Here is a 12239-nt window from a genome sequence, read left to right as displayed (position 1 = left end):
CGTTGCCCGGATGGTGCGGCAGCTTTCGGACAGCGAGGCTGAATGCATACGGATCCACCAAGCAAAAAGGAACCCTCTGTGTTCAGCTTCAAGTCGTCGCACCGCCGTACCGCCCGCACCGCTGCCGTCGGCGCTCTCGCGGCTGCGGCCTGCGTCACTGTCATGGCCGGCAGCGCCGAAGCCATCGTCAACGGGTCGGACTCCACCGAGAGCTACCCGTTCATGGCGACCATCCCGGAGTCGGCCCCGGACCAGGGTCTGGTCGACGGGAACTGTGGGGGGTCGCTGATCGATCAGCAGTGGGTGCTGACCGCGGCTCACTGCCTGGCGGTCGAGGGGCTCAAGGTGGACGGCATCGTGCGGGTCGGCAGCGACCACCGCAAGTCCGGCGGCACCGTCCGGAAGATCGACCGGACCTTCGTCCACCCCGGCTACGTGAACGGCGACAACAAGGCTGCCAACAAGGACGACATCGCGCTGATACGCCTGGACCGCCCGGTCGCGCAGCAACCCATCAAGATCGCCGGGCAGGCCGGGCGGCCCGGTACGCCGACCCGGCTCCTGGGCTTCGGCACCACCATCGACACCGCGTTCAAGTTCCCGGACCGGCTGCAGGAGCTGAACACCCGCAGGGGCGCCGAGTCCGAGTGCGCGCCCGGCTACGCGGACCGGACCCGGCTGTGCACGATCACCACCGTGCCCAAGGCCATGGCGTGCTTCGGGGACTCCGGCGGACCGCAGGTCCAAAAGGGCCGGAACGGCCGCTGGGAGCTGATCGGTGTCACCTCGGGACCCGGCGCCCCGGGCGTGCCGTGCTCGCAGGGCCCCGGCCTCTACACCAGCGCGCCCGCCTACGCGGGCTGGATCAACAAGACCATGAAGACCAACCGCGCTCCGTCGACCGCGGCCAAGGACGCCAACCTCGCCGAGACCAACAGCGCTTCGTCGGCTGCGGCCAAGGACGCCAACCTCGCCGAGACCGGCACGAACGACAACACCGCGGCGATTGCCGGCGTGGCCGCCGCACTGATCGTCGCCGGTGGCGGCACCGCCGTCGCGGTACGCCGCCGCAAGACCCGCCACGCTTCCTAATGCTGTTGTCAAGCGGCCGTGGTCACTGGGCAAGGCCACGAAGTTAAGGGTGCACGGGAACCTTCAACTCGTCTGACGGCTTGGCTCCTTGAGGATGCGAGAACGGGACCTCTGGTAGAAGCGGGAGACCGACCAAAGTCTTCCTGCCACGAGAGGTCCCGTTGTCAGACCAGTCTGCCACCACGACGCTCACCCGTACCATCACGGTTGCGGATGGTGTCTTCGCTCCTGGCCACCTGGGCGAGCTGACCCAGTACCTATCCTTCGAGCTCGTCGACGACGTGCTGGAACAGACGCGAGCCGTGCAGCAGCGGCTGCGACAGCTGCCGTCCCGGGTGGGTGTGTACTTCGTACTGGCCCTGGGATTGTTTCCCGGTCTCGGGTACGCGCGAGTGTGGGACAAGCTGGTTGCCGGCCTGCACGGACTGCCACTGCCGGCCCCGTCGGAGAAGGCATTGCGCGATCTACGCCGACGGCTGGGGCCCGCTCCGTTGAGGGCACTGTTCGAGGTCATGACCGGGCCTCTGGCTCAGCCCGCGACCCCAGGGGTGCGCTATCGGAGATGGCGGACGGTTGCCTTCGACGGCTGCAGCTCCATTGAAGCCCCCGACCATCCCCGTATCCGCGCTCTTCTGGGCAAGATCCGGCGTACCCGTGGCGGCCTGGAGTGCTATCCGCACCTGCGGCTGATGGCCCTGTGCGAGACGGGCACCCGCGGACTGCTCGGTGCGGTGTTCGGCCCGACCAACACCGGAGAGACGATCTACGCCCGTCGGTTGCTGCCGCTGTTGAACCCGAGCATGCTACTGCTCGCCGACCGGGCCTTCGACGGCAGCGGCTTCCTCACCGCGGTGGGCGACACCGGAGCCCAGATGCTGATCCGCCTGAAATCCACACGCTGCCCCGTCATCTGGGCCGCGCTGCCCGACGGCTCTTTCCTCACCCGCATCGACGGCCGGACCTTCCGCATCATCGACGCAGACGTGACCGTCATGTGCGGCGACGGGCACCGCATCCGCGACCGATACCGGCTCGCCACCACCTTGCTGGACCACCGGGCCGACCCGGCCGCGCGCCTCGTGCACCTGTACCACGAACGCTGGGAGGTCGAGTCATCCTTCCTGGCCCTGCGCCACACACTGTTCGCCGGCCGAGTCCTGCGATCGGCCGACCCCTTCGGCCTGGAGCAAGAACTCTGGGCCCAGCTCGCCCTCTACCAGACGTTGCGCCGCGCCATGGTCGATGCCGTGGAGTCCGCACCGGGGACCGACCCCGACCGCGCTGGCTTCACCGTGGCCCTCCAGGCCACCCGCGACCAGGTCATCACCGCGAGCGGCATCATCCCGGCCACCGCCACCCCTCGGGCCGAAGCCATCGGTAAAGCCGTCTTGAACAACCTCCTCCCGCCTCGTCGGTGCAGGTTGCCGCTGACCTTGCCGGAGTCGCGGGGTGCCGGTGCGACGCCGGCGAAGGCCGCCAGGGCGTCCGGGGAGTCGAACTCGTCCAGGCTGCCGCCGACTGCGGCGAGGAACTCCGCACCGAGCACGGTGCCGATGCCGGGGATGCTCAGGACGATGTCGGCGAGTTCGTGCTCGCGAAACCGGCCCTCGATGAGCTTGTCCATCTCGGAAACCTGCTCGTTGAGGGCCATCACCTCCTCGGCCAGGGTGTGGACCAGCTTCGCGATGGTCTTTTCCCCGGGGACGGCGGTGTGCCGGCGTTCGGCCGCCTCGACCGCGGCCTCGGCCAGGGATCTGCCGTTGCGGACCTTGCGGTTGGCCAGCCACTTCGTCAGCCGCGCGACGCCGGCCCGGCGGATCGCGGCCGGCGCCTGGTAGCCCGTCAGGAGTCTGAGCGGGCCGGTGTTGGTGACCTCCAGAGCCCGCTCCAGGGCGGGGAACATGCTCAGCAGGGTGCCCCGCAGGCGGTTCACCGCGCGGGTGCGGTCCTCGACCAGGTCGGCCCGGCGTCCGGTCAGCAGCTTGAGCTCGATGGCGGCTTCGTCGCCGGGGCGGATGGGTCGCAGGTCGCGGCGCATTCTGGCCTGGTCGGCGATGACGTAGGCGTCGCGGGCAACGTCATCAACAGCATCAGCATGTTCGGGATCACCACCGTCGTCGGTGACCTCCCCATCTCCCTCGGTGTGTGGGCCTGGTGGCCACCACACCCGCGGCCACCAGGCCGAAGCCAACGGCAACAAGAGCGCCGTCGTCGCCGCGGGCGCTGCCCTCGGCCTCTCCTGTCCCCAACTCGTCCTCATGTCCGGCAGGTTGGCACTGCTACTGATGACGGTGGTCTCCACCGGGCTGCTCGGCGGGGCGCGGTCACCCTGACCCCGCCACGGGCTGCGTCGGGTGCCCTCGTCGCGATCCGTCGGCACGGCCTCCACCTGATCGACTGGGCGCCGATCGTCGCCCGCTACGCACAGCGCTGACGCATCGGCCAGACACTCTGGCTCGCCCGGCCCGTCACCCGGCCCCGCCAGGACGGCCTCCTCCACCCGCCCGGCACCGCCGCCTCCCTCGAGGTGGTCACGCCCGGCGACTCCGCCAACGGCGCCGCAGAATTTTTCCGCGAGATGCAACGACCCTCTGAAGATGGCATGAGATGAGAAGCGACGTCCGGGCCACCCCGAGGCGCCGGCATGTCACGGTTCACAGAGATCACCAGATCCCGCATACGTCGGTCAGCGTGGCGACGGCCGGCAAGCCACCGGCGAACCGCATTCCGATCACGATCGGTCTCCTGTTCAGTCTTGCGTGACGCGGATGATCGTCTTGCCTGGGATGCGGTTGCCGGGGGCGAACGCGGCGGGTGTTTCTGCGAGCGGCCGCACAGCACCGACGACCGGCCTGAGCCGGCCGTCCCTCAGCCGCGCGGCGAGATCGGTGAGCCGGGCGCGGTCGGGTTCGACGACGAAGAAGACCGCCCGCCCGTCCTTGGGCTGGACATTGGGCGGCATGGCGATGGTGACGAGCGTGCCGCCGGCCCGGACCAGGGCGGCCGAGCGGTCGAGGATGTCGCCGCCGATCACATCGAACACGACGTCGACCGCGCCGGCGTCCTCCAGCTTCTCGGTTTCCAGGTCGAGGAAAGTGTCGACGCCCAGGGCGAGCGCCCTGTCCCGGTCGGCGGACCGGCCGGTGCCGATGACGCGGGCGCCGACCTCGCGGGCGAGCTGTACCGCGATCGAGCCGACGCCGCCCGCCGCACCGTGGATCAGGACGGTCTGGCCGGTGGTGAGGCGGCCGTGGTCGAACAGGCCCTGCCAGGCAGTGAGCCCGGAGATCGGCAGTGCGGCGGCCAGGGTGTGGTCGATGTCCGCCGGCAACGGCGCGAGGTTGCGGGCCTCCACCGCGGCATATTCGGCGAGCGAGCCGTTGCGGGTCCAGTCAGCCATGCCGAACACCCGCTGGCCGACACTCAAGCCGGTGGTGCCGTACCCCAGCTCCACAACGACGCCGGACAGCTCGTGCCCGGGCACGCTCGGCGTCCGGTCACGGCCGGCGCGATCGGTCCACGTGCCCGGCCAGCCCAGCTCGCCAGTAGTAAAGCCTGCGGCGTGCACCCGCACGATGACGTCGTTCTCGGCGGCGTGGGGGTGGGGCATGTCCGTCAGGGACATCCCGGCAGGACCGGCGTCACGGTCTCGAACAGTGATGGCTTTCATACAGCTCCTTATTGGGGAGGGGCGAATCGAGCGCGTCGTCCACACGCAAGGCTCACAGCGGCTCGTCATCGAGGAGATACCGCAGTTGTATGTATGCCGTCCCGCACGATCGATCTCACCTGCTCGCGTGCATTCTTTCGTCGCCCGTTCTGCGTTCTGATCAGGGAGACGAGGTGGCCCCATCGAGTGTGACAGCTCAGACGTGCGCGAGAACGTGTGGTGGCGGGTCGCAGTGCGCTGTCGGGACAAGGACGCCGCGGATCAGAGTGAGTGCGGATGGTCGCCATCGTGACGGTGGTCGTGGCCCTCGGGACGTTGCGCCAGGGCCTTCGTGCGTGCAGCGACCTCGTCCGCCGACACGGCGCGCAGGTCGATGAGCACGTCCTCCAGGGCACCCAGCCAGAGCAGATAGTAGTTGTACGGCTCCTCCCGCGCCGACGCGCTCTCCCAGGCAGCAATCCGGTCGATCAACGCGCCCTGGAATTGCGGCCAGGTGAACGCGCCGGCCTCGTACAAGCTGACGACCATACCGAAGGCACGGCTCTCCCACGGCTCGGCGAACACCAACTCACCGTTGGAGCGGGGCGGTGCGGCCGGGCCTTCGATGTCCAACGGTGCGTTCATGGGGCCTCGGCCTTCGCCACGCCCACCATCGCGTCCCTCGTCACCAGCGGCACAAGCTCTTCCTCGGACAGGTGAGCGGTGCCGGCCGGACGTTCGGGCAGCACCAGCCAGCGCACCTCGCTGGTGGAGTCGCGGACGGTGATCCGCACGTCGTCGGAGAGTTCGAGTCCCATCTCGGCCAGCACCGCATGCGGCTCCCTGACGATGCGCGCGCGGTAGGCGGGGTCCTTGTACCAGCTCGGCGGCAGGCCGAGCACCGGCCACGGGTAGCACGAGCACAGCGTGCAGACCACCACGTTGTGGTTGCTCGCGGTGTTCTCCACGACGACGATGTGCTCGCCCTGCTGTCCCGAGAAGCCCAGCTCCTTGATGGCGGCGGTGCCGTCTTCCAGCAGCCGGCGCCGGTACTCCGGGTCGACCCACGCCTTGGCGACGACCTTGGCTCCGTTGAGCGGTCCCACGACGGTCTCGTAGGTGGTGATGATCCCGTTCATCACCTTCGGATCGATCAGACCGCGCTCGGTGAGCAGTTGCTCGAGCGCCTCGGTGCGCAGGGCTGCGGGAAGCCTCTCGCCCGGCCCTCCGTTGGTGGTCATGCGGTTGTCTCCAGGTAGCTCTCGTACAGTTCTGCGGTGAGCGCGAAGGGTTCGGCGTCGGCGCCCCACAGCTCGTGCGAGTCGAACCGTACCGAGTAGACGTGCTGCGGATTCTCGCCCAGGAAGTGCGCGTTGGTGTCCGGCAGCACCGCGGCGGGCTGGATGAGCTCGACGATGCCGGTATGGCCCCGCACGTAGCCCGGCAGCCGGGTGTGCCCCGGCGGAGACATGTCCTTGGCGCGCACACGCTCGCCGACGGCGAAGACCGGAGCGGCGTCCACGGTGCGCAGCGCGCCCTCGGCGGTCGACGTGCAGTGGGGCCGGGCGGGCTCCGGGATCGGCGGCTCCTCGACGTGTTCACCGCGCAGGTTGCGGGCACGGGCGTCGATCGCGCCCGGCGCCAGGACGGCGCTGTCCGTGAGCATCAGCTCCCCGGCGTTGAGCCAGCGCCCGTAGTAGCCGTCGTCCAGGTAGGCGGCTCGGTCCAGGCGCTCCAGCGCATGCCGGAAGGCGTCCGTGTTGATGCCGCCGCACGCAACGCGGCTGGAGAGGATCGCAAGCGCGAACGCCTTGCGCTGCCAGGGCTCCTCGAAAACAGGTTCATCGCGTCTCGGCGGATGAACGGGGCCCCATCCCAGGGTTCCCCCCATATCGGCAATACCATCCATCACACGATCCCTCATATGCCTGCAAGAATGGACATATTCCTTCGAATAGTAGGCGGGTGGCGTTCTCGGCGTCGCGGCATCGGCCGCATGTGAACCCGCTTTCCGCTCTGTTTTCACCCGGCCGCCGCGGGGGTGCCACCTCCATGGACAGATGCATGCGAATCACCGCACTACCCTCGTCTCGATCGCCGAGGCCGAAGGTCAGGACCGGCTCGACGAACGACGCATCCCGGGACAGTCGGCCGTCGGCGCAAGTTCCGTCCACGCAACCGCCCCCGCCGCCACCGCGCGCAGCCAAGCGGACACCTGGCGGGCTCATCGATCAGCAGGCACTGATCAGTGAACGACCCACTGCCGAGATGCGCACCGGTGATACAGGAGGCGTCAGCGGAGAGCAGGAACGCGACCGCGACGGTTGGCTGAGGCGGACCGCCAGGTGGCGTGAACGGGCATTCCGATTCTATTCATCTTCGACTTCGTCCCGTTTGGCACTTAAATTTCCGATATACGACCGCTCGCCTAGTGACTTGAGTTGGAGATTCGTCGTCTAGAACTCGAAGAACCTCATCCTCATTTCGGAGAAGGTAATCATGGGCTCTCAAGGCCAGAAGGTCGCAGTCATCACCGGCGCGTCGCAGGGCATCGGCGCCGGTCTGGTCGATGCCTACCGACAGCTCGGATACACCGTCGTCGCGACCTCGCGCTCGATCGCCCCACTGACCAAGGGCGGCCTGCAATCCGCCACCAAGTCCCTCGCCATCGAGTACGCCACCCGTGGGATCCGCACCAACGCCGTCTCCCCGGGGACCATCAAGACGCCCATGCACCCTGCGGAAACCCACCAGGCTCTCGCCGCACTGCACCCGGTCGGCCGGATGGGCGAGGTGAGCGACATCGTCGACGCGGTGATCTATCTGGAGAACGCCCCGTTCGTCACCGGCGAGATCCTCCACGTCGACGGCGGTATGAGCGCCGGCCACTGACGCCATAGGCAGCAGACGGGGACCACCACCGAGGGCCGCTACGCCGAAGTCGTCCACGCGTGGCCCGACAGGCTCGTAAGACGCGATTTTCCAGGGACTGTGCCCTTACAGCGTGGGGAGGCAGCGCATCGCCGACCTTGTGCTCGGCTACCTGAGCGCCGACTTCTCGTTCACCGACCGGCCCATACTGGGCGTCATGCTCGGTGTACTCGTAGAGCGCGCGAAGGACGGCTGGTACACCAGCCACTACCAGGTCTCCCGCGTCAATCAGTCACATCCGATGTCTCCGGGTGTGAGACCTCTACAGCGGCATACGGGCTCCAGGCGCCGCAGGGCGCGGAGTTGAGCGGGCCGTGGTGTCCCGGTGACAGCCGGGATACCCGGCGACGGCAGGTGCGGGCGCGGTGGCGCGGCGTCGGCGTCGGCTGGAGTCCGCCGCTGCCGGCTGTCAGATGCCCGGAAAGGGTTCGGCCAAAGACGTGAGCACATGGTCGGCCTCGGCGGCGCGCAGTTCCTCGACGGTGTAATGGCCGCTGGCAACGCCGACCGCGGTCGCCTGTGCCACGTGCGCCGCCTGGATGTCACGAGGGGTGTCGCCGACCACGTAGACCTCGTCGCGGGCCAGTTCGCGGCCGTGCAGGCGAGCGGCCTTGGCCATCGCCAGGCGGGTGATCTCTGCCCTGTCCGGGGAGTCCGAGCCATAAGCACCGAATACGAAGTAGCGGCCGAGCTTGCCCGGTTCCAATTTGCTCCTGGCCGCGCCCTCCATCGCGCCGGACAGCAGCCCGAGGATGACCCCGGCGTCCGCGATCTGTCGCAGGGTCTCCTCGACGCCGTCCAGAACGCGATACGCCTGTGACACCCAGATGTCCTCCGACAGGTGCCACAAGTATGCGGCGTACAGGCGGGCCATCTCGTCGCAACTGGGTTCGCGGCCAAGCACGGCGCTGAACGTTTCCCGGCCGACCTGTGGATCCGTCTCCCCGGCCGACGTGTGCTTTCCGATGTCGGCGGCTACGCCGTGCAACCGGTCGAATGCCCACGACCAACTACGTCTTCCCGAGTCTCCGGTGTGGACCAGGGTTTCATCGATATCGAACAGCACTGCTATAGGCCGAGCCATGACTCGTTCTCCTCCCGGTCGACCCCGGTCACTCCAGCACCCTGGGACGGGACAGCGATGGTGCCTGCGATCGCACATTCTCACTTCCAGATTGCGCGATGGGCCGCGCTTCGTCTCTCTCAAGGCGCTGCACCGGGCGGACGCAGTGGTGCACTGCTTCATGCTCATGGCCAGTTGCGGCCGCCCGGTGTTGATGGTGCTGTGGAGAGTACGGGGGTGCACACTCGCACGGTTGAACTTTGTTCGCTGGGATCCCCTGCCTGAAATCCATTCATCCAGTTCTTCCTCGACTACCCCGACGTGGGGAAGTGGGAGCGAATATGGGCACCGCGGACCGAAGCCTTGATGCCGATGTGCTCGTGATCGGATTCGACAAGGGCGGGAAGACAGTGGCCGCGACGTGGGGCCCGGCCACCGCCGGACTGGCGCTTGAAGCCGCCGGTGTGCGCACCACCGAACGCGGGGCGGTCGAGGTCGATGAGCACCTGCGCACCAGCCAGCCGCACATCTATGCTCTCGATGTCGACGGTGGACCGGATTTCACCTACATCTCCCTCGACGACAGCCGAATCGTCCTCGACCAACTCATCGGCGGAGGCAAGCGCTTCATCACCGACCGGGTCGCCGTCCCGTACACCGTCTTGATCACCCCACCGCTGGCAACCATCGGACTCACCGAGGCACAAGCCCGCGAAGCCGGACACCGGGTGAAGATCGCGAGCCAGCCTGTCGCCGAGATCATCGCCATGCCGCGCGCCTACGTCGTCGAGGACACCCGCGGGGTGATGAAGTTCGTGATCGACGCCGAGACCGACGAGATCCTGTGCGCGGCCCTGCTCAGCGTCGACGCGCAGGAACTGATCAACACCGTCGCGCTCCCCGTGCGGCACGGCATCAAGGCGGCCGAACTCCGTGACGCCGTTTACACCCACCCCACCTCCACCGAAGCCTTCAACGGCGTCCTCGCCACCATCGTGCGAGCCGACAGGTAACGGGGCTGCCAAGGTGCAGGGCTCCCGCAAGCGTGCGGCTCGGGAAGCGTCGAGCCCCGCGCAGGTGCGCGTCTTCCCGCGGCTTCGCGACCACAACGACGGGCGCTCGGCACTGCGGCGAGCGGGCCGAGCAGGCATCGTCGTGCCCGCAGCGGTCGCCTTCGCCCTGGAGGTCATCGGGAGCCCGGACCTCGCGCTCTTCACGGCGTTCGGCGGGTTCGTGACACTGCTGTTCGTCGAATTCGCCGGTACCCTGCGCGCGCGGTTGTCGGCGCAGGTCGGCCTGGTGCTGGCGGGAGTTGTCCTGATCTGCCTGGGCACCCTTGTGTCTCAGGTCGTCTGGGCCGCTACGGTCGTCACCTTCGTCATCGCCTTCTTCGTGCTGTTCATCGGCGTCGTCAGCTCCGTACTGGCCAATGCGACCACTGGGCTGCTGGTCAGCTTCATCCTGCCGGTCACGCTGCCCGGCTCGGTGAGTTCCCTCCCCGACCGGCTCGGGGGCTGGCTACTGGCCGGGGCGATATCGCTGCCGGCGATCACCGTTCTGTGGCCTGCGCCGGTCCGCGAGCCACTGCGACTGTCGGCAGCTCGGGCCTGCGCTCTGCAGGCCCGGCTGCTGCGTACGGAGGTCGACTGCGTTCGCACCGGCTTTGCGTCGGTGAGCGCAACAGCCCATCGTACGTCGGCCGCAGACGCCTCCACGGCAGTGACGGCGTTGCGTACGTCCTTCTTCGGCACGTCCTACCGGCCGACCGGGCTGACCACGGCCGCTCGCGCCCTCATCTGCCTGATCGACCGGGTGGTGTGGCTGGACGCGATCCTGGGGCGAACTCCCGTGAAGTTGCAGCCAGGGTCGATCGCCTCCTCGGTCTGTGCCGTCAAGACCGAAGCCGCGACGCTGCTCGAACACGGCGCGGTGCTGCTGGAGTCGGCCGACGGCGATCTCCGCCTGCTGGACACCTGTCTGAGACGTCTGCTGCGAGCACGGGACCGTATGGAAAGCACAGTCACCTCGGCGCTCCCCGCGCACCTCACCCGCGTACCGCCGCGCGGGATGTCCGACAACGAGGTGACGGAGTTCGTGAGCTCGCTCGATCCGGGCTTTCGCGCACAGGAGATGACTTGCGCGGTCTCGGCCATCGCCGACCACATCTGTCTCGTCGTCTCCGCCCGACGGCGCAGTTGGTGGCAGCAACTTCTGGGGCGCCGCCCCACTGGAACAAGATCCCTGCTCCCCTCTGCGCGGGAAGACCTCGGGGCCCATGCCGAGCGGCATTCGGTGTGGCTCCACAACAGTGTGCGCGGGGCCACTGCCTTGGCTCTCGCCGTGCTCGTCGCGGGACTGACCGGCCTGCAGCATTCCTTCTGGATTGTCTTCGGTGCCCTGGCGGTACTGCGCTCCACCGCGTTGAACACCGGCGAGAACGCCGTACGCGGCTTGTTGGGAACTGTCATCGGCTTCCTGATCGGTGGCGGGCTCATCTTCGTTCTCGGCACCGACACGACCGTCTACTGGCTGCTGCTCCCGGTGGCCGTGGCCTGCGCCGGCCTCACGCCCGGCAGCGTTTCGTTCACCATCGGCCAGGCCGGTTTCACAACGGCGCTGCTGATCTTGTACAACCTCATCAGTCCGGGAGGTTGGGAAATCGGGCTCGTCCGCATCGAGGACGTGGCCATCGGTTGTGTGGTGAGCTTGCTGGTCGGTGCTCTGTTCTGGCCGCGTGGGGCGAGCCCGGCACTGCACCAGGCCCTTGCCGAGGCCTTCTACCGCAGCGCCCGCTACCTGAACAGCGCGGTCGCCTTCGGTGTCGCCCGCCGGGACCAGCTCGTCCCGGCGGCGCCCGCTCCGCACAACGACGCCCAGCGTGCGGCCTCGGCGGCCGACCGACTCGACGAGGCCTTCCGCGGCTTCCTCGCCGAACGCGGGACGAAGCAACTCCCCCTGCCGGGCGTGACCGCGCTGATCAACACGGTCGTGGTTCTCCGGTTCACCGCTGACGCCGTTCTCCGGCTCTGGAATGGCGCCGATCCTGCGCCCTCGGAGGACCACACCGTGACGAGCAAGGAAATCCTCCGAGCCGGTGGGCCGGTGCTGGACTGGTACGAGAAGACGGCGCAGGCTCTGGTGGGAAGAGGCGCGGTCCCCGAACCACTCGCCAACCCACTCAGATCCGAACGCCTCATCGAGGCAGTGCGCCACGACCTCACCGCGGCAGACGGACACGGAACCGCGACGGCAGTCAGAACGATCTGGACAGCGGACCACATCGACGTCGTCCAACGCCTCCAAGCAGCGATTCTGAAGCCTGCGCAAGCAGCCTCCGAGCAGCGCCGGTCCGGGTCGTGGCACAGACACTTCACGAAACGGGTCGGAGCCCGTGCGAGGCCACCGAGTTGAGAGGGACTACGGACGAACCTAACCTGATGAGTAAGGGTGACACGCTGTCGGTGAACACCCTGCGCGGGCTCGCTGGATTCTTGGACCAGTAGG

General features: G+C 68.0%; 10 protein-coding genes and 4 pseudogenes. 8 read left to right on the top strand and 6 right to left on the bottom strand.

The features are described 5' to 3' along the window. The first annotated feature begins 78 nt into the window (after positions 1-78). Both ACF1B9_RS12085 and ACF1B9_RS12080 read left to right on the top strand, forming a co-directional pair. A complete protein-coding gene (locus tag ACF1B9_RS12085; RefSeq protein ID WP_391744434.1) occupies positions 79-1092 on the top strand; it encodes a S1 family peptidase in 1014 nt (337 codons plus the stop codon). Positions 1093-1253: 161 nt separating this feature from the next. Beyond that, positions 1254-2612: pseudogene (locus tag ACF1B9_RS12080) on the top strand (IS4 family transposase); the annotation flags it as partial. Here the strand turns inward: ACF1B9_RS12080 and ACF1B9_RS12075 are convergent. Next, positions 2504-3166, bottom strand: a pseudogene (locus ACF1B9_RS12075) (transposase); the annotation flags it as partial. The pseudogenes ACF1B9_RS12080 and ACF1B9_RS12075 overlap by 109 nt on opposite strands. Here ACF1B9_RS12075 and ACF1B9_RS12070 point away from each other — a divergent pair. After that, a pseudogene (locus tag ACF1B9_RS12070) lies at positions 3137-3329 on the top strand (hypothetical protein); the annotation flags it as partial. The pseudogenes ACF1B9_RS12075 and ACF1B9_RS12070 overlap by 30 nt on opposite strands. Further along, positions 3312-3655: pseudogene (locus ACF1B9_RS12065) on the top strand (hypothetical protein); the annotation flags it as partial. The pseudogenes ACF1B9_RS12070 and ACF1B9_RS12065, both read left to right, overlap by 18 nt. Positions 3656-3841: 186 nt before the next feature. Here ACF1B9_RS12065 and ACF1B9_RS12060 read toward each other — a convergent pair. From ACF1B9_RS12060 to nthB, 4 genes are all read right to left on the bottom strand, one after another. Then, a complete protein-coding gene (locus ACF1B9_RS12060; protein ID WP_391744435.1) occupies positions 3842-4762 on the bottom strand; it encodes an NADP-dependent oxidoreductase in 921 nt (306 codons plus the stop codon). Between the two features lie 261 nt (positions 4763-5023). Next, positions 5024-5386, bottom strand: a complete 363-nt coding sequence (locus ACF1B9_RS12055) for a nitrile hydratase accessory protein (RefSeq protein ID WP_391744437.1) — start codon at positions 5384-5386, stop codon at positions 5024-5026. Continuing rightward, the gene (nthA, locus tag ACF1B9_RS12050) at positions 5383-5982 is read right to left on the bottom strand and encodes a nitrile hydratase subunit alpha (protein ID WP_391744439.1); all 600 of its coding nucleotides are present in this window, start codon (positions 5980-5982) and stop codon (positions 5383-5385) included. Before nthA ends, ACF1B9_RS12055 begins: the two co-directional genes overlap by 4 nt. After that, complete coding sequence (gene nthB / locus ACF1B9_RS12045) at positions 5979-6650, bottom strand: nitrile hydratase subunit beta (RefSeq protein ID WP_391795904.1); 672 nt, start codon at positions 6648-6650, stop codon at positions 5979-5981. The genes nthA and nthB overlap by 4 nt, the downstream gene beginning before the upstream one ends. A 590-nt stretch (positions 6651-7240) precedes the next feature. Here nthB and ACF1B9_RS12040 point away from each other — a divergent pair. Continuing rightward, complete coding sequence (locus ACF1B9_RS12040; protein ID WP_391744442.1) at positions 7241-7633, top strand: SDR family oxidoreductase; 393 nt, start codon at positions 7241-7243, stop codon at positions 7631-7633. A gap of 112 nt (positions 7634-7745) precedes the next feature. Continuing rightward, on the top strand, positions 7746-7979 hold the full coding sequence (locus ACF1B9_RS12035; RefSeq protein ID WP_391744444.1) for a hypothetical protein: 234 nt from the start codon (positions 7746-7748) through the stop codon (positions 7977-7979). A 102-nt stretch (positions 7980-8081) separates the two neighbouring features. Here ACF1B9_RS12035 and ACF1B9_RS12030 read toward each other — a convergent pair whose 3' ends face one another. Next, the gene (locus tag ACF1B9_RS12030; protein ID WP_391744446.1) at positions 8082-8738 is read right to left on the bottom strand and encodes an HAD family hydrolase; all 657 of its coding nucleotides are present in this window, start codon (positions 8736-8738) and stop codon (positions 8082-8084) included. A 338-nt stretch (positions 8739-9076) separates the two neighbouring features. Between ACF1B9_RS12030 and ACF1B9_RS12025 the strand changes: the two genes are divergently transcribed. Further along, on the top strand, positions 9077-9748 hold the full coding sequence (locus ACF1B9_RS12025; protein ID WP_391744447.1) for an FAD-dependent oxidoreductase: 672 nt from the start codon (positions 9077-9079) through the stop codon (positions 9746-9748). Positions 9749-9890: 142 nt separating this feature from the next. After that, the gene (locus tag ACF1B9_RS12020) at positions 9891-12146 is read left to right on the top strand and encodes an FUSC family protein (protein WP_391744448.1); all 2256 of its coding nucleotides are present in this window, start codon (positions 9891-9893) and stop codon (positions 12144-12146) included. Positions 12147-12239 lie beyond the last annotated feature (93 nt).

This window comes from Streptomyces sp. NPDC014727, from assembly GCF_043083485.1.
Classification (GTDB): domain Bacteria; phylum Actinomycetota; class Actinomycetes; order Streptomycetales; family Streptomycetaceae; genus Streptomyces.
The sequence above is the reverse complement of the archived record's forward strand: the minus strand, read 5'-3'. Positions and strand labels throughout refer to the sequence as shown.

Coding starts and splice junctions, on each gene's coding strand:
- ACF1B9_RS12060 (WP_391744435.1), bottom strand. CDS start 4,762: ATGAAAGCCATCACTGTTCGAGACCGTGACGCCGGTCCTGCCGGGATG.
- ACF1B9_RS12055 (WP_391744437.1), bottom strand. CDS start 5,386: ATGAACGCACCGTTGGACATCGAAGGCCCGGCCGCACCGCCCCGCTCC.
- nthA (WP_391744439.1), bottom strand. CDS start 5,982: ATGACCACCAACGGAGGGCCGGGCGAGAGGCTTCCCGCAGCCCTGCGC.
- nthB (WP_391795904.1), bottom strand. CDS start 6,650: ATGGATGGTATTGCCGATATGGGGGGAACCCTGGGATGGGGCCCCGTT.
- ACF1B9_RS12040 (WP_391744442.1), top strand. CDS start 7,241: ATGGGCTCTCAAGGCCAGAAGGTCGCAGTCATCACCGGCGCGTCGCAG.
- ACF1B9_RS12025 (WP_391744447.1), top strand. CDS start 9,077: ATGGGCACCGCGGACCGAAGCCTTGATGCCGATGTGCTCGTGATCGGA.